The 16,121-nt window shown below is 71.0% G+C and carries 14 protein-coding genes and 2 pseudogenes; 8 read left to right on the forward strand and 8 right to left on the reverse strand.

The features are described from left to right. Positions 1-137: 137 nt before the first annotated feature. Positions 138-590: a DUF5709 domain-containing protein gene (locus OG338_RS25470; protein WP_405939542.1), complete on the reverse strand. Its 453-nt coding sequence runs from the start codon at positions 588-590 to the stop codon at positions 138-140. A gap of 167 nt (positions 591-757) precedes the next feature. Between OG338_RS25470 and OG338_RS25475 the strand changes: the two genes are divergently transcribed. Then, positions 758-988 carry a DUF6296 family protein gene (locus tag OG338_RS25475; protein ID WP_405939543.1) on the forward strand — a complete coding sequence of 77 codons (231 nt, stop codon included), beginning with the start codon at positions 758-760 and terminating at the stop codon, positions 986-988. 213 nt (positions 989-1,201) lie between these two features. Beyond that, on the forward strand, positions 1,202-1,786 hold the full coding sequence (locus tag OG338_RS25480; protein WP_405939544.1) for a TerD family protein: 585 nt from the start codon (positions 1,202-1,204) through the stop codon (positions 1,784-1,786). 37 nt (positions 1,787-1,823) lie between these two features. Here OG338_RS25480 and OG338_RS25485 read toward each other — a convergent pair whose 3' ends face one another. Further along, entirely contained in the window at positions 1,824-2,702 is an 879-nt protein-coding gene (locus OG338_RS25485) for a DMT family transporter (RefSeq protein WP_405939545.1), read from the reverse strand. Positions 2,703-2,841: 139 nt separating this feature from the next. Between OG338_RS25485 and OG338_RS25490 the strand changes: the two genes are divergently transcribed. Continuing rightward, positions 2,842-3,993 carry a winged helix DNA-binding domain-containing protein gene (locus OG338_RS25490; RefSeq protein ID WP_405939546.1) on the forward strand — a complete coding sequence of 384 codons (1,152 nt, stop codon included), beginning with the start codon at positions 2,842-2,844 and terminating at the stop codon, positions 3,991-3,993. Positions 3,994-4,094: 101 nt separating this feature from the next. Here the strand turns inward: OG338_RS25490 and OG338_RS25495 are convergent, their stop codons facing one another. Continuing rightward, positions 4,095-4,940, reverse strand: a complete 846-nt coding sequence (locus OG338_RS25495) for a response regulator transcription factor (RefSeq protein ID WP_405939547.1) — start codon at positions 4,938-4,940, stop codon at positions 4,095-4,097. Positions 4,941-5,076: 136 nt separating this feature from the next. On the opposite strand from OG338_RS25495, the gene OG338_RS25500 reads away from it, so the two are divergent. Beyond that, entirely contained in the window at positions 5,077-6,753 is a 1,677-nt protein-coding gene (locus tag OG338_RS25500; RefSeq protein ID WP_405939548.1) for an AMP-binding protein, read from the forward strand. Continuing rightward, on the forward strand, positions 6,750-8,357 hold the full coding sequence (locus tag OG338_RS25505; RefSeq protein ID WP_405939549.1) for an AMP-binding protein: 1,608 nt from the start codon (positions 6,750-6,752) through the stop codon (positions 8,355-8,357). The genes OG338_RS25500 and OG338_RS25505 overlap by 4 nt, the downstream gene beginning before the upstream one ends. Positions 8,358-8,363: 6 nt before the next feature. Here OG338_RS25505 and OG338_RS25510 read toward each other — a convergent pair whose 3' ends face one another. Beyond that, positions 8,364-8,591: a hypothetical protein gene (locus OG338_RS25510; RefSeq protein ID WP_405939550.1), complete on the reverse strand. Its 228-nt coding sequence runs from the start codon at positions 8,589-8,591 to the stop codon at positions 8,364-8,366. Between the two features lie 153 nt (positions 8,592-8,744). Continuing rightward, entirely contained in the window at positions 8,745-9,443 is a 699-nt protein-coding gene (locus tag OG338_RS25515) for a hypothetical protein (RefSeq protein WP_405939551.1), read from the reverse strand. 261 nt (positions 9,444-9,704) lie between these two features. Between OG338_RS25515 and gcl the strand changes: the two genes are divergently transcribed. Next, positions 9,705-11,489: a glyoxylate carboligase gene (gene gcl / locus OG338_RS25520; RefSeq protein WP_405939552.1), complete on the forward strand. Its 1,785-nt coding sequence runs from the start codon at positions 9,705-9,707 to the stop codon at positions 11,487-11,489. Between the two features lie 187 nt (positions 11,490-11,676). Next, on the forward strand, positions 11,677-12,228 hold the full coding sequence (locus OG338_RS25525) for a GNAT family N-acetyltransferase (protein ID WP_405939553.1): 552 nt from the start codon (positions 11,677-11,679) through the stop codon (positions 12,226-12,228). Positions 12,229-12,247: 19 nt separating this feature from the next. Here OG338_RS25525 and OG338_RS25530 read toward each other — a convergent pair. From OG338_RS25530 to OG338_RS25540, 3 genes and pseudogenes are all read right to left on the reverse strand, one after another. Continuing rightward, a pseudogene (locus tag OG338_RS25530) lies at positions 12,248-13,437 on the reverse strand (dihydrofolate reductase family protein). 55 nt (positions 13,438-13,492) lie between these two features. Then, positions 13,493-13,950, reverse strand: a pseudogene (locus tag OG338_RS25535) (GNAT family N-acetyltransferase); the annotation flags it as partial. A 30-nt stretch (positions 13,951-13,980) separates the two neighbouring features. Beyond that, positions 13,981-14,973 carry a hypothetical protein gene (locus tag OG338_RS25540; RefSeq protein WP_405939554.1) on the reverse strand — a complete coding sequence of 331 codons (993 nt, stop codon included), beginning with the start codon at positions 14,971-14,973 and terminating at the stop codon, positions 13,981-13,983. A gap of 481 nt (positions 14,974-15,454) precedes the next feature. Between OG338_RS25540 and OG338_RS25545 the strand changes: the two genes are divergently transcribed. Then, on the forward strand, positions 15,455-16,033 hold the full coding sequence (locus tag OG338_RS25545) for an ATP-binding protein (RefSeq protein WP_405939555.1): 579 nt from the start codon (positions 15,455-15,457) through the stop codon (positions 16,031-16,033). Positions 16,034-16,121 lie beyond the last annotated feature (88 nt).

The following is a 16,121-nucleotide window of genomic DNA, read 5'->3' on the forward strand; positions in this document are numbered from 1 at the left end:
TGGGTCCCTCCGGTAAGGGCTTCCGGCCGGTGGGCCGGGAGCGCTGTGCTCGTGAGGAACACGATGTCCGAGGCCGCGCGGGGCGTCGATTACCTCCGGGGTAAGGGGGAACGGGCCGGCGGGAGGGGCCGGCCCTTCTACGCCTCGTCCGCGATGACGTGCACCGCGGCCTCCTCGGCCGAGGCCGCGGCGCCGTCGATCCCGACGTCCTCGCCCGCCGTGCTGTCCGGCTCGCGGATGTCCAGGTCCCGGGTGAGCCGCCCGGCGCGTACGGTGCCGACCTCGCGGTCCCACGGTTCCCCGTCCCCGTCCACGACATCGCCCACCCCGTCCCCGGGCGGGCCGTCGTCCTCGGGCCGCTCGCGCGCGAGCCGGCTCTCCAGGGACTCGCCCCGGTGCTGCTCGGCGGCGGTGGTGCCCACGTCGTCCACCGCGTACGGGCGCTCCGGCGGTGAATAACCCCGGTCCAGGACGTCGTCCACGTCCGGATCGGCCAGGGTGTCCTCCGTGTCGAGCTGCTCGACCGGATCGGATGCCTCCGACTCCTGCTGGGGCTGATAGACGTCGTCGCCCAGACCGGCCTCGTCCATGGCGCTTCCCTTCCCGCGGCGGGGCTCTCCTTCAGCATAGGCAGCCCCCGCCCCGGCCCGCAGGACACGCCCGCCCCTGCGTCCGGCCCGGGTCTGCGCGACCATGGACAGTGCAGGCCGGGCGCGCCCCGGGGGCCGGCCCGGCGAAAGTCGTCTGGAGAGCCCTCATGGATTATCCGGAAAGCTACGAGCTCGTCTTCCAGTCCTCGGCAGTGGAGGACGACGCCGTCACCGTCCACCGGACGGCACAGAGCGGAGCGGGCGGACACCCCGTCTACGAGGACGGCACCGGAATCGTCCGCGCCGAGATCAGCGACCAGGCGGAGGTGCGCATGCTCGCCAGCGGCGGCCACCAGCACCTCGGAGCCCCGCTGGTGGTGCGCGAGGAAGCCGCCTGAAACGGCCGACAACCGACGCCCGGTCCACGCCCCGGACCGGGCGTCTTCGCCGTGTCCGTATCACGTGGACACGTACCCGTACATCATGCCGAGGCAGGACAATCCGGCCGGGTGCCTCCCACACTTGGTCGAAATTTTGCCCCTGATGAGGGGTAGCGGAAGCGCACCAGGCAGACTCACCCTGTAGGAATCTCGCCACGAAGAGGATCACGCATGATCACGTTGAAGAAGGAAGACGGCCCGGCGGACCTGGACGGGGTGACCCACCTCTCCATCGGCGTCTCCTGGGACCCCACCGTCGGCAGCAGTGGCGGGCTGATGGGGAAGCTGAAGCAGAAGAAGGGCACCGACCTCGACCTGATCGCCATCGCGATGCAGGGCGCGGACCCGGTCCGGCTGGCCGGCCTGGACTCCCTGGACCCGCTGGGCAACGGCTCGATGGTGCACAGCGGTGACAACCAGACGGGAAGGGGCGAGGGCGACGACGAGACGGTGACCGTCGACTTCGCGAAGGTCCCGTCGAATGTCACGGCGATCGTCTTCATCGCCGCCGCGTACAAGAAGGGCAGCTCCTTCCAGAACGCGCGCAACGTCAGCATCAAGGTCTACGACGCCACGGGCGGCAGCAGCCAGCAGGTCGCCGACATCTGGCCGAGCCTGCTCACGCATGACAACGGCTGCGCCGTCGCCAAGGCCGTGCGCGTCGGCGCCGGCTGGAAGCTTGAGGTCATCAACGAGACCGGCAAGATCAAGCAGGGCGACGAGCACGCCCTGATGCGTTTCGCGATCAGCAAGTAGTACGCGAACGGTCCGGCCCCGGTCCGCACGCGCCAGGTCAGTCGACCCGGCGGGCGCGGGCCGGGGCCGTCGGGTTCCCGGCGGCCAGCGGCGACCGCGCCAGCTCCACGCACCCCGCCGCGATCAGCCCCAGCGCCAGCAGCTCGGGCAGCACCCACCAGCCGGTGCGCACCTCCTCGCCGAACAGCGTCACCCCGTACAGGACACTGATCAGGGCGTCGCCCAGGGTCAGACACGGCTGTACGGCGACGAGCGTGCCCGCCTGAAGGGCGTTCTGGAGCAGGAACAGCGCGCCGACCCCCGCCACCGCCATCGCGTACAGCTGCCAGGAGCTGAACAGCGCCCCCACGCCGCCCGTGTCGAGCCGCGCCATCGCGTCCTTCATCAGCGCGGCGGTCAGCGCGTAACCGCAGGCGGCGGCCGTGGCCAGCAGGGCGGCCCGGACATCGCCCCGGGTGGCCAGCGCGCCCGCGATCAGCAGTGTCCCGGCCAGGCCCGTCAGGATCAGCGCCGGCACCCACGCCGCCCCGTGCACGCTGTCGACGCCGCCGCCCGGCGCGGCCGCCGCCATCCCGAGGGCCAGTCCGGCCGTCACGGCGGCGACCCCCAGCCAGACCGTCCGGGGCAGCCGCGCCCGCATCATGAAACCGGCCAGCAGCAGGGTCGCCGGAAGCTCGATCACGAAGATCGGCTGCACCACGGAGATCGGCCCGGTGGCCAGCGCGACGGCCTGGCAGACGGCGGCGACGATCACCAGGACGATCCCCGCGAGCCACACCTTCTGGCGCAGCAGATGGCCGATGAGCGACACCCGCAGGGCCCCGGTCTGCGGCACGTCGAGGGCGGCCCGGCGCTGGAACACGGAGGCGGAGCCGTTGCTGAGGGCGGTCAGGACGGCGAACAGGACGGCGATCACGGGACCATGATGCGGGCGGCCGCACCGCGATTCCGGCTTCGCCGGGCGAGGGCGTGGCGGCCCCGGACCAGGGGCATGGCGTCCCCCGGACCGCGCTATTAGGACAGAATCCGGCCGCATGGACGCGTAGCGTGCCGTCATGGCCGTAACGAAGAAGACCCCCGCCGGTGCCGCCCCCGCCCCCGTCCCCGTGCTCACGCCCAGGGCCCTCGGCCGGGCGACCCTGGACCGCCAGCTGCTGCTGCGCCGGACCGCGATGAGCGCGAAGGACGCCGTCGCCCACCTCGTCGGCCTCCAGGCGCAGAACACCAAGCCGCCGTACTACCAGCTCCTGGCCCGGCTCCAGGACTTCCGGCCCGCCGAACTGTCCCTGCTGATGGAGGCGCGCGAGGCCGTCCGCATCGTCTCCCTGCGCTCGACCATCCACACCCACACCGCCGAGGACGCCCTGACCCTGCGCCCCCTGATGCAGCCCGCCGTCGACCGCGAGCTGAACATGTTCCGCAAGCGGCTCCCGGGCGTGGACCTGGACCGGGTGCGGGCGCTGAGCCGGGCGTACGTGGAGGAGGCGCCGCGCACCCCGAAGGAGATCCGCGCACGGCTGCTCACGGAGTGGCCCGACGCGGACCCGCAGGCCCTCGGTATCGCCGCCCGCTGCCTGCTGCCGCTGGTCCAGGTGACCCCGCGCGGCCTCTGGGGCATCAGCGGCGGCGTCGCGCTCACCACCGTCGAACACTGGCTCGGTCACGGGGGTGAGGCGGCGCCCGACATCGAGCGCGCCGTGCTGCGCTACCTCGGCGCGTTCGGCCCCGCGTCGGTGAAGGACATGCAGAGCTGGGCGGGGCTGACCCGCCTGAAGGAGGTCTTCGACCGGCTGCGGCGCCGGCTCGTCACCTTCCGCGACGAGCACGGCACCGAACTCTTCGATCTGCCCGACGCCCCGCGCCCCGCCGAGGACACCCCCGCGCCGCCCCGCTTCCTGCCCGAGTTCGACAACGTCCTCCTCGGCCACGCCGACCGCACCCGGATCATCCCGGCAGCCCTCAAGGGCCTCAACGGGGTGGGCAACCAGACCTACGGCAGCGTGCTGGTGGACGGCCTCTTCGCGGCGGTCTGGCGGCTGGACACGCCGCGCGACGCCCCCGCCGCCGTCACCGTCCAGGAGGTGCGCCCGCTGACGGCCGCGGAGTGCGAGGCCGTGACGGGGGAGGCGAGAGACCTGATGGCGGCGATGACCTCGGCGACGGAGCACGACGTCCGCTTCGGGGCGTTCGTGGACCTGGGGCGCTGACGGGGGCGCGGATGCGGGGGGACGGTTTACGGGGCGGGGGGACGCCCTACGGCGTTGGGGGCCCTACGGTGCGGGAGGACGCCCGACGGCGCGGGACGCGCCTACGGCAGCAGCCCCGCCCGCCGCGCCGCCACCACCGCCTCCAGCCGGGTGTGTGCCCCCAGCCGCCGCATCGCGGACCGCAGATAGCCCTTCACCGTCTCCGGGCGCAGCCCCAGCCGGTCCGCCGCCACCGCGTTCGTGGCGCCCGCGGCCACACACGCCAGCACATCGACCTCGCGCGGCGCCAGCCGGACCTCGCGCGCCCCGGGCTCCCGGGTGCCCGTCGCCGACGCCAGCCGCCCGCACACCGCGAGCAGCTCGTCCCGCAGCGCCGGGTCGAGCACCTTCGGCATCAGGGCGCGCAGCTCGCGGTGCGCCTCCCGGACGTCCTCCCAGGCCCCCGCCGCCGCTCCCGGAGCGGCATCCGGCTCCGGGCGGCCCGCCGCCAGCAGCCGCCGCACCTCGTCCCGGACCGCCAGCGCCTGCTCCACATCACGGGCGGCGGCCACCGCCGCGTCGAACGTGCGGTCCCCCAGCGTGAGCGGCTCGCGCAGCGCCCCGTACAGCACACCCCGTACCTCGCGCCGCACCACGACGGGGACGGCGACCACCGAGCGCAGGCCCTCCGCCGCGACGGCCGTGTCGTACTCGTGGCTGATGTGGCGCGAGACGCGGTAGTCGGTCACCGCGCACGGCCGCGCCAGGGCCATGGACTTGCCGCCCAGGCCGCTGCCCGACGAGATCACGAGCCCGCGCAGCGCCGCCGAGCGCGCCCCGTGCACCTCGGCGATCCTGGCGTGCCGGCTGTCCGAGAGCAGCCCGCCGAAAGCGACCGGCAGCCCGCTCGTCCGGCGCAGCCGCAGCAGCGCCGCTTGCATCTCGACCGCGTCGACGGATTCCGGCACCCTGCCGCCTCTCTGCCCGGCCCCCGATGGGATGGCGGCCCCGCGACACCCCCGTCCGGGGGTGGTGAGACCTGAGTCACTGTTTACATCATGTGAGGAGCCAAAGGACCGGCCGGGTCGGTAAAGAGGAGGGCACATGCCGGAAACGAGTGCGACGGAGACGTTCCGGGCGGCCCGGGACTTCCTGCTCCGGCACCGCGAGGACTACGCCGCCGCCTACGAGGGCTTCCGCTGGCCCCGCGACGACCGCTTCAACTGGGCGCTCGACTGGTTCGACGTCATCGCCCGGGACAACGACCGGACCGCCCTGCACATCGTGGAGGAGGACGGCACCCGCACCGAGGTGTCGTTCGCCGAGATGTCCGCCCGCTCCGACCGCGCCGCGAACTGGCTGCGTGCCCAGGGGGTGCGCGAGGGCGACCGCGTCCTCGTCATGCTCGGCAACCAGGCCGAGCTGTGGGAGACCGCGCTCGCCGCGATGAAGCTGCGCGCCGTCGTCATCCCGGCGACCCCGCTGCTCGGCCCCGCCGACCTGCGCGACCGCGTCGAGCGCGGCCGGGTCCGGCACGTCCTGGTCCGCGACACCGACACCGCGAAGTTCGCCGAGGTGCCCGGCTCCTACACCCGGATCTGCGTCGGCGCCCCGACCGAGGGGTGGCTCGACTACGCGGCGGCCGCCGAGGCGCCCCGCCCGTTCACGCCGGACCGCGAGACCGACGCGGACGAACCGCTGATGCTCTACTTCACCTCCGGCACGACCGCCAGCCCCAAGCTGGTCGAGCACACCCATGTCTCGTACCCGGTGGGCCACTTGGCGACGATGTACTGGATCGGGCTCAAGCCCGGCGACGTACACCTCAACATCTCCTCGCCCGGCTGGGCCAAGCACGCCTGGTCCAACCTCTTCGCGCCGTGGAGCGCCGAGGCCACCGTCTTCATCTTCAACTACACCCGCTTCGACGCCGGCCGTCTGATGGCCGAGATGGACCGCTCCGGCATCACGAGCTTCTGCGCCCCGCCCACTGTGTGGCGCATGCTCATCCAGGCCGACCTGACCCAGCTGAAGACCCCGCCGCGCGAGGTCGTCGCGGCCGGTGAACCGCTGAACCCCGAGGTCATCGAGGCGGTCCGGCGCGCCTGGGGCGTTACCATCCGCGACGGCTTCGGCCAGACGGAGACCGCCGTCCAGGTCGCCAACAGCCCCGGCCAGGTCCTCAAGCCCGGCTCGATGGGCCGCCCCAGCCCCGGCTTCCGGGTGGTCCTGCTCGACCCGGTGAGCGGGGAGCCCGGCGCGGCCGAGGGCGAGATCTCGCTCGACCTGTCGGCGCACCCGGTGGGCCTGATGACCGGCTACCACGGCGACCCGGAGCGCACGGCCGAGGCGATGGCCGGCGGCTACTACCGCACCGGTGACATCGGCTCCCGCGACGAGGACGGCTACATCACCTACGTGGGGCGCGCCGACGACGTCTTCAAGTCCTCCGACTACAAGATCTCCCCGTTCGAGCTGGAGAGCGCCCTGCTGGAGCACGAGGCGGTGGTCGAGGCCGCCGTCGTACCGGCCCCCGACGACGTCCGCCTCTCCGTCCCGAAGGCATATGTGGTGCTCGCCGAGGGCTGGGAGCCCGGGCCCGACACCGCCAAGGTGCTCTTCGCCCACTCCCGGTCCGTGCTCGCCCCGTACAAGCGGGTGCGGCGGCTGGAGTTCGCGGAGCTGCCCAAGACCGTCTCCGGCAAGATCCGCCGGATCGAACTGCGCGAGCGCACCGCCCAGGGCGGCGGCACCGAGTACGCCGAAGGGGACCTGGCATGACCGAGCTCTCGTACGCGCACGGCACGGGCACCACCGCCCTGCTCGGCGACACCATCGGACGCAATCTGGACCGGGCCGTCGCCGCCTGGCCCGACCGCGAGGCGCTGGTCGACGTACCGTCCGGGCGCCGCTGGACGTACACCGAGTTCGGCGCGGCCGTCGAGGAGCTGGCGCGGGCGCTGATGGCGTCGGGCGTGGCCAAGGGGGACCGGGTCGGCATCTGGGCGGTCAACTGCCCCGAATGGGTGCTCGTCCAGTACGCCACCGCGCGCATCGGCGCGATCATGGTGAACATCAACCCGGCTTACCGGGCACACGAGCTGGAGTACGTGCTGAAGCAGGCCGGGATCTCCCTGCTGGCCGCCTCCCTCACCCACCGCACCAGCGACTACCGGGCGCTGGTCGAGGAGGTCCGCGCCAACTGCCCGGACCTGCGTGCGGTGCACTACATCGGCGACGCGTCCTGGGGCGAACTCCTCTCCGCAGCACCGCAGGTGACGGCTGATCAGCTCGCCGCCCGTGAGGCGGAGCTGTCCTGCGACGACCCGATCAACATCCAGTACACCTCCGGCACCACCGGCTTCCCCAAGGGTGCGACGCTCTCGCACCACAACATCCTCAACAACGGCTATTTCGTGGGGGAGCTGGTCGCCTACACCGAGCAGGACCGGGTCTGCCTCCCCGTGCCCTTCTACCACTGCTTCGGCATGGTGATGGGCAACCTCGGCATCACCTCGCACGGCGCCTGCATCGTGATCCCCGGCGGCTCCTTCGAACCGGCCGCCGTGCTGAGCGCCGTGCAGCAGGAACGTTGTACCTCGCTGTACGGGGTGCCCACGATGTTCATCGCCGAACTCAATCTGCCGGACTTCGCCTCGTACGACCTGTCCTCGCTGCGCACCGGCATCATGGCCGGGTCGCCGTGCCCGGTCGAGGTGATGAAGCGCGTGGTGGCCGAGATGCACATGGACGAGGTGTCCATCTGCTACGGCATGACGGAGACCTCGCCGGTCTCCACGCAGACCCGCCGCGACGACGACCTGGAGCGCCGCACCGGCACCGTCGGCCGCGTCATGCCGCACATCGAGGTCAAGGTCATCGACCCGGCGACCGGCGTGACCCTGGAACGCGGGCGGTCCGGCGAGCTGTGCACCCGGGGCTACAGCGTGATGCTCGGCTACTGGGACCAGCCCGAGCGCACCGCCGAGGCCATTGACGCGGGGCGCTGGATGCACACCGGGGACCTCGCGGTGATGCGCGAGGACGGCTATGTACAGATCGTCGGCCGCATCAAGGACGTGATCATCCGGGGCGGCGAGAACATCTACCCGCGCGAGATCGAGGAGTTCCTGTACCGCCACCCGAAGATCGCCGATGTGCAGGTGGTCGGCGTGCCCGACGAGCGTTACGGGGAAGAGGTGCTGGCCTGCGTCATCCCCGCCGACCCCGCCGACCCGCCGGCCCTGGACGACGTACGGGCGTTCTGCGAGGGGAAGTTGGCGCACTACAAGATCCCGCGCCTGCTCCAGATCCTGGAGACCTTCCCGATGACGGTCAGCGGCAAGGTCCGCAAGATCGAGCTGCGGGAGGACTACCGGAGGTAGCCCGCGTCAGGCCGCCTCGATGACATCCCCCGCCGCCGGCCCGCGCGTCGCCGCCGCCCACTCGATGAGTAGCACCTCGTACGCGGCGGACTCCACGGGGGACCACTCCTGCCCCGCGCGGGCGTCCACGAACGCCCGTATCGCCTCGTTGGCCTCCAGGGCGGCGCGGCCGGCGAGCGCCGGGGCGTGCGCGGGAGTGTCCGAGGGTGGTGAAGTCCGTGGAGTTAAGACCATGCGCTCCACTGTAGGGCCCGCCACTGACAACGAACCGCAGATCGGGGCCGTTGGCCAGAACGTGACGGATCACACGCAGGGTGGCCGGGCGGTTTCTGTGAGGTACGGCACGTCGCCCGGCCCGGGTGTCCGATTCTGATGGGTGCGCGCGGGTCAGGCGCCGGTGCTGACGAGCTCGTCGGCCGCGCCGTTCACCGGCTGTGGCGTGCCGGTGAGGTCCAGGACGAACAGCGGCACCCGTAAGGTGTCCGCGCGCTTCCGGGCCTCCGGCGTATAGCCCGCGAGCGAGAACAGCACCCCGCGCACCGAGCCGTTGAGCGCGTTCAGCCACAGGCACTCGACGTCCCGGAGCCCGGTCGGCCGGGTCGTGGAGTCGACCTCGGCGATCAGCCCGGCCGCCCGCAGGTCGATCCGGGACGCCGGCCGGTTCACCGGGTGCGTCACGTCCCGGAAGCCCAGCCAGGCCAGATAGAGCGCCGCCGCCGCGACCGCGTCCCGCGCGGTGCGGATGGTCAGCGGCCGGAACGCCGGACGGGGCGCCGCCGCCGTGCGCGGCAGCGGTATGTGCGCGGGCCGGACCGCCCCGGCGGACGCCACCGGCCGCACCGGCACCCGCAGCACCGCGCCGCACGGGCAGCACAGCTCGGGCTGCGGCCACTGGTCGTGCCGCCCGCAGCTCCGGCACCGTACGGTCACCCAGTCGTCGGTCCAGGTGCGATGGGTGATCGGGACGACGGGGGCGCCGCGCAGTAACGGCGGGGCCGTCGGCTCCCCGCACGGGCACGGGTAGACGGGGACCACGTACGCGTGGTCGCGGCGACAGGCCGGGCACCGTACCGGCACCGACTCCACCCCGTGCTCCCTCCATGCCACTTCCGTGATCCGTCCATGCTCCCCCAAGAGCCCGCCGCCGGGTGCGGAATCGCTCCACTTCGCGCCCCTCGCCGCGCGCCTTCCCGCTCCCTTGACGGCCCTCCGGTCTCGCTTTAGATTGGCTTCCACATAACAGAAGAAGTTTTCCGCAATGCGGAATCGGTGAATTGGTGCTCTCAGGTGGCGCGACAGAGCCCGACTCAACCCCCGACTCCACCCAGGGACGAGCAGGAGCACTCAATGCCTCGTATGACCGCTGCCCGCGCGGCAGTCGAGATCCTCAAGCGCGAAGGCGTCAGCAACGCGTTCGGTGTGCCCGGCGCCGCGATCAACCCCTTCTACGCGGCCCTCAAGGCGGCCGGCGGCGTGCACCACACGCTCGCCCGCCACGTCGAGGGCGCCTCCCACATGGCGGAGGGCTACACCCGGGCCCGCCCGGGCAACATCGGCGTCTGCATCGGTACGTCGGGGCCCGCCGGCACCGACATGATCACCGGCCTGTACTCCGCGATCGCGGACTCGATCCCGATCCTGTGCATCACCGGCCAGGCGCCGACCGCCGTCCTGCACAAGGAGGACTTCCAGGCCGTCGACATCGCCTCGATCGCCGCCCCGGTCACCAAGGCCGCGACGACCGTCCTGGAGGCCGCGCAGGTCCCCGGCGTCTTCCAGCAGGCGTTCCACCTGATGCGCACGGGTCGCCCCGGCCCGGTCCTCATCGACCTGCCGATCGACGTCCAGATGACCGAGATCGAGTTCGACCCCGACCTGTACGAGCCGCTGCCGGTGCACAAGCCCGCCGCGTCCCGTAAGCAGATCGAGCGCGCGCTGGCCATGCTCGACGCCTCGGAGCGCCCGCTGCTCGTCGCGGGCGGCGGCATCATCAACGCCGACGCCTCCGAACTCCTGGTCGAGTTCGCCGAGTTGACCGGCATCCCGGTCGTCCCCACCCTGATGGGCTGGGGCATCATCCCCGACGACCACGAGCTGAACGCCGGCATGGTCGGCCTCCAGACCTCGCACCGCTACGGCAACGCGAACTTCCTGGAGTCCGACTTCGTCCTCGGCATCGGCAACCGCTGGGCCAACCGCCACACCGGCAAGCTGGACGTCTACACGGCGGGCCGCACCTTCGTCCACGTGGACATCGCGCCCACCCAGATCGGCAAGATCTTCGCCCCGGACCTCGGCATCGTCTCCGACGCGAAGGCGGCGCTGGAACTGTTCGTGGAGGTCGCCCGCGAACGGAAGGCGGCGGGGAAGCTCGCGGACCGCTCGGCGTGGGCGGCGTCCACGCAGGAGCGCCGTGCGACCCTGCAACGCCGTACGCACTTCGACAACGTCCCGCTGAAGCCGCAGCGGGTGTACGAGGAGATGAACCGCGCCTTCGGCCCGGAGACCCGGTACGTCACGACGATCGGCCTCTCCCAGATCGCCGGCGCCCAGATGCTCCACGTCTACCGCCCGCGCCACTGGATCAACTGCGGCCAGGCGGGCCCCCTCGGCTGGACGATCCCGGCGGCGCTCGGCGTCGCGACGGCCGACCCGGAGGGCTCGGTCGTCGCCCTCTCCGGCGACTACGACTTCCAGTTCATGCTGGAGGAGCTGGCCGTCGGCGCCCAGCACCGCATCCCGTACGTCCACGTCCTGGTCAACAACTCCTACCTCGGCCTGATCCGCCAGGCCCAGCGCAACTTCGACATCGACTTCCAGGTCAACCTGGAGTTCGAGAACCAGAACTCCCCGGAGCTGGGCGTCTACGGCGTCGACCACGTCAAGGTCGTCGAGGGCCTGGGCTGCAAGGCCATCCGCGTCACCGAACCGGACGCCCTCCTCCCGGCCTTCGAGGAAGCGAAGAAGCTGGCCGCCGAACACCGCGTCCCGGTGGTGGTCGAAGCGATCCTGGAACGCGTCACGAACATCTCGATGAGCGGCTCGGACATCGCTTCGGTCAACGAGTTCGAGGACGTGGCGACGGACCCGTCACACGCGCCTACGGCGATCAGGCCGTTCGTGGGGGCGTGACGCCGGCGGGCTGACGGCCCTGCCCCGGAAGGAGCACCTGCGGATCCCCGCAGGTGCTCCTTCTGTTCACACCCCGAAAGGGGGCTCGAACCTGCGACTGCTCGGCCCCGCGCTGTGACCTGCGTAGGCGACGGTCCAGGACGAATATCGCAAGACAACCCGAAGGACCACGCTGAACAATGCCCAGGTGGACTTCGTGATCGACATCCCCCGAGTGGAGGACGCCCCAGCCCTTGCTCACACCCTCCTGGCGGCCTGGCTACTGACCTACCCCAACCAGAACGCGGGGATCGACGAGGCATGGATCCGGGCGCAGCGCGGCGACGTGGTTACCAACGAGGGCATCGCCCAGTGGCGGGAGTTCATCGAGGAGGCTGAGCGCCGGCCCGCACATCTCTTCTGCCGTGTCGTGCGCCAGGGGGACGAGATCATCGGCTTCCTGTGCGGGCGCCGCGACGAAGCGGTCAGCCTCGGACCGATGTACCTGCTGCCCCAGGCGCAGGGCCGAAGCATCGGACGCAACTTGATGACGGCATTCCTCACCTGGGCCAACGACGCACCCATCCGCCTGTGGGTCACTGCCTACAACGAGCGGGCCATCAACTTCTACCAGCACTACGGGTTCGAAGACACCGGCGAGCGGCACCTGTGGCGAGACAAGCTGCCGAACCTCCGCATGGCCCGGACCGGCCCGCCGGAACAACGAACTGACTCAGATCACATGGGAGGCATCGTTTGATGGCAGCGATCAAAGACGATCACAGCAGGTGTCGATTGGGGGACTGCGCAGCGCTCGCGTACGTGGCCAGCGTTACGACCGTCACGCCGGCGGCTTCAAGTTTCTTCGTTCCGTTCGCGTCGGGGACGAAGGTGTCCGGTTCGGTCCAGGCCGTGATTACGCGGCGCAAGCCGGATTCTGCGATGAGCTGGGCGCATGGGTGGGGGCGGGAAGCTCGTTTGGCGCAGGGTTCCAGGGAGCTGTAGATCGTGGCTGTTGTGAGGCGGGGGTCCTGGGGTGGGAGTTTGGCCAGGGCGGCTTCCTCGGCGTGGTCATGCGGATCTGATTCCCGGGAGTAGCCGCGGGAGAGTTCGGTTCCGTCGGCGGCGACGATTACCGCGCCCACGCTGAAGGCGGTTTCCGAGGGCGGGCACAGGGTGGCCAGCTCGCAGGCGCGGGCGAGCCATCTGCCGTCGGCGGCGTTCGGCTCGCGGCCTGTGCCGGGGGCGTCGGGTGAGGTGGGCGTGGCGCTCATCGTGGCTCCGTCGAGGTGTCCTTGGGGGCGTACCTCAGGAGTACCACGTCGTTGATCTGGCGCGTTTCCAGCAGTCGCAGGCGCGCGGTGGGGCCGCCGGGGTAGGTGGCAGGGCCGAGCATCCGCACCGCGTCCGGCTGGCCGACGAGCAGCGGGGCGACCACGAGGTGCAGTTCGTCGGCCAGTCCTGCCGCCAGGAGTTGGGTGTGGACGGCGCCGCCGCCCTCCACCATGAGCCGCTTGACGCCGTACACATCACCCAGGGCATCGAGAGCGGCCGGCCATACGGCCTCGGCGGGGACGGTGTGGATCGCCGCCAGGCCGCCGAGGTTGGCACGGGCCTTGCTGGTGGCCGCGTCGCCGGCGGCCAGGACGAGCTTGTCTCCGCCGTGGTGCCAGAACTTCCAGTCCGGGTCGAGGTCTCCGGTTGCGGTGACGGTGACCTTCAGCGGGTACTCCGACCGCCCGGAAGCCAGCCGGGCCGCCCCGCGCTGCGCCGAGTTCACCAGCAGGCGCGGGTTGTCGGCGCGCAGTGTCCCGGCGCCGACGAGGATGGCGTCGACGCCGGCGCGTACGGAGTCGACCCGGTCGAAGTCCGCCTTGTTGGACAGCATGAGCCGGTCCTCGCCCGGGCGGGTGTCGAGGTAGCCGTCGATCGATACCGCTGCGGAGAGCAGGACGTATGGGTGTGCCATGGGTGGTCTCCAGGATTCTGGCGTCGATGGACGGCGCCGAGACTGGGGTCCGGGTTCAGCTTCTGCGGTGCTCGTTTCCCGGTTGGGCGGTGTCACGGATCATCACGGTGAGGACCGGCGAGGCCGGGGACGGCCGGCTTTGGCCGATGTCCTCGTAGCCCCAGGACTTGTACGGCTCCTCGCCGGTGGCGAGGAGGTGTCGTGGATGCGGCGGGCGGTGCCGGTCTTGCGCCAGGACGGGTGGACGCCGATCTCTTTGAGTGCCATGGCCGGGCGCTCGGTGTACTTCTCCGTCGGGGCCGGGCTGGTGCGCTGCCAGTAGCGGTCCCCGTGCTCGATGGTGTTGCTGTACGCGTAGCCGACCGGCTGGTTGTCCGCGTACGCGAGGACGGCTGTGAATCCGGGTTCGGTGGCGTGCCGGTCGATACGTTCGCCGAACGCGGTGACCGCGTAATGGGGCAGGTGGAGGGACAGGGTGCGTACCTCGGCATGCACGTCGGGCGCGTCGTCGCGGGTTGGCGTGGCCGCCGGCGAGCCGCATGCTCATGTGGTCACCCGCCAGGAGGCGGTGTGCTCGCTCCAGGCTTCCACGGCAGAACTGCCAGGTACGGAGGTGCGCAACGTGGTCCCGAAGTCGCGCAGCATGAGGGCGACCCGGGCGTGCTGGGTGGCCGCGTCGGCCGGCACGCTCATCGCGGTGGCCGTAGCGGCGTCGGGTGCGCCCTGACCGAGTTGGGCCTGTGCGAGCCGGGCGGTATTGATGGCGCGGTCACGCTGGACCTGAGGGGGAAGCAGGGTCAGGCTTCGGTGGGCGTGTGACTCGGCCTGCTCGAAGTTTCCGACGCGGAGGTACGCGGACAGCGCGAGGGTCTCGAATTCTGCGCCGTTGCGAACACCGGACATCCAGGCTGGACGGGGGAGATCCGGATCGGCACGTTCGAACGCGTCCCGGGCGCAGCCGAGAGCGTGCTTCACCGCTGTCGCGTCACCTGTGACACCGAGGGTGGCGGCGTGGCGGGCGTGGCCCAGGCAGGCGAACAGCGGATCGCGACGGGTGAGATGCAGGTTGCGGGCGACGTCGTTCGCGGCGATCGCGTCGGCGGGGCGGCCCATGTGCCGATACATGGTGCCCGCGTGACTCCAGATGCGGAACTTGATCGCCTGGTCGCCCGACATCTCCGCGAGGGCCTGGGCCTCGCGCATGTGCGCCTTCGCGGCCTCGTAGCGCCGGCCGTCGATGGCCGCCCACATCGCGGACGATCGGAATGCGGCGCCTGAGGCGTACAGACTGTTGCGTACTCTCTGGGTCGCGCTGCCCGAGTTCTGGAGGTTGAGTGCTTCGTTGGCGAGCGCGGTGGCCTGCTCCTCGATGCGGGGTTGCCCGCCGTGGCGGTGGTCGTTGGCGACGATTTCAGCGAAGCGCCTGTTCAGCCGGTTGACGTCGCTCATGCCGATCCGGCGCGGTGACGCGGTCCCTGGGGTTGCCGCTGCGGCAGCGGCCGCAGCGATGCCGCCGACGAGGGATCGGCGCTTCATGTCGGACTCCTCCTGCTGCGATGACGCGAGGGTGGGCAATGGTCGGCCCCGTGGCACGAACCCTAAAGCGACAGCGGGTAATCCCGTCACCGTCTCAAGCGCGGCACGCGTCGCTGACTTCGGCCAAGTGACTCGGCCCGCTTTCCACGCCCGGATCGATGACCCGTCGAGCCCTCCTATACGGCCCGTCAGCTCTTCGACGGCACTGTTCACTGCATCGGCAAGGCTGTTGGAGCTGTGCCCATGCTCGGTCATCCATGCCTTAAGGACGGTGTTACGGATCGCCACCATGCGGGCACGGTAGCCGCCGGGCTCTCGGCTCACCACGTAAAGGGCAGGTCAAAACGTCCTAGGTGAGCCCGCTCGATGGTGCTTGAGCGCCCTAACCAGCCTTCGGCGGAACGGAGTTATCTAGATGCCGGTCACTCTTCGCGAGTAACCGGTGACTACTTGTTCCCTTCTTTGAAGCAGGAGGCTCGCCATGCCCCACCAACACCCCCGGAGGAGCCGGCTCGCGTTGGCGGATACGTGCAATGCCGTGGCTCTGGCGCGGCTGCACACTGCCGATGTTCTCGTTGGCTGGGGAGCGTCCTCCGACGTGGTCGAGACGGCGAAGCTCCTGGTGTCCGAGCTGGCGACCAATGCCGTGCGGCACTCGGAGCGGGGGGAGGCGCCGACGCCTCCGCCCTCGTCGGAGTGCGGCGTGCAGACCTTCGAGCTGTTGTTGGAGGCCGTTTCCGGCGCCGTCAGGCTGTCCGTGTGGGACCGCGATCCGAGGCCGCCTGTTCTGAAGGAGGTGGGTGTCGATGCGATGGGCGGGCGGGGGATCTTCATTGTCGCGGCGATGAGCAGGGCCTGGGGGTACTACCCGGCTCGCCGTGCGCCGGGAAAAGTGGTGTGGGCCGAGATCGCGTTTGCCGCCGAGCGGTCGAACGAGGGCCGCGACGCTTCGGCGTCGTCTCCGGGCCTGCCCGAAACGGACGGTCTCCGGGCGTCCGGAGGTGCACAGGCCGACCCGAACCTCATCGGTCGGGTGCTCGTCGGCATCAAGGAACTCTGAGCGCGCCGGCCGGCTGGCCCTCCGTCCCCGAGCGGCGTGCCGCCGCACACGCATGCAGGTGTTCGACCTACCTCACGAGGATTATCCG

The sequence above is a fragment of the Streptomyces sp. NBC_00726 genome, assembly GCF_045161735.1.
In the GTDB taxonomy this organism is placed as follows: domain Bacteria; phylum Actinomycetota; class Actinomycetes; order Streptomycetales; family Streptomycetaceae; genus Streptomyces.

Bases quoted from the DNA above. Each gene is read 5' to 3' on its own strand.
- OG338_RS25470 (WP_405939542.1), bottom strand. From the start codon at position 590: ATGGACGAGGCCGGTCTGGGCGACGACGTCTATCAGCCCCAGCAGGAG.
- OG338_RS25475 (WP_405939543.1), top strand. From the start codon at position 758: ATGGATTATCCGGAAAGCTACGAGCTCGTCTTCCAGTCCTCGGCAGTG.
- OG338_RS25480 (WP_405939544.1), top strand. From the start codon at position 1,202: ATGATCACGTTGAAGAAGGAAGACGGCCCGGCGGACCTGGACGGGGTG.
- OG338_RS25490 (WP_405939546.1), top strand. From the start codon at position 2,842: ATGGCCGTAACGAAGAAGACCCCCGCCGGTGCCGCCCCCGCCCCCGTC.
- OG338_RS25500 (WP_405939548.1), top strand. From the start codon at position 5,077: ATGCCGGAAACGAGTGCGACGGAGACGTTCCGGGCGGCCCGGGACTTC.
- OG338_RS25505 (WP_405939549.1), top strand. From the start codon at position 6,750: ATGACCGAGCTCTCGTACGCGCACGGCACGGGCACCACCGCCCTGCTC.
- OG338_RS25510 (WP_405939550.1), bottom strand. From the start codon at position 8,591: ATGGTCTTAACTCCACGGACTTCACCACCCTCGGACACTCCCGCGCAC.
- gcl (WP_405939552.1), top strand. From the start codon at position 9,705: ATGCCTCGTATGACCGCTGCCCGCGCGGCAGTCGAGATCCTCAAGCGC.
- OG338_RS25540 (WP_405939554.1), bottom strand. From the start codon at position 14,973: ATGAAGCGCCGATCCCTCGTCGGCGGCATCGCTGCGGCCGCTGCCGCA.
- OG338_RS25545 (WP_405939555.1), top strand. From the start codon at position 15,455: ATGCCCCACCAACACCCCCGGAGGAGCCGGCTCGCGTTGGCGGATACG.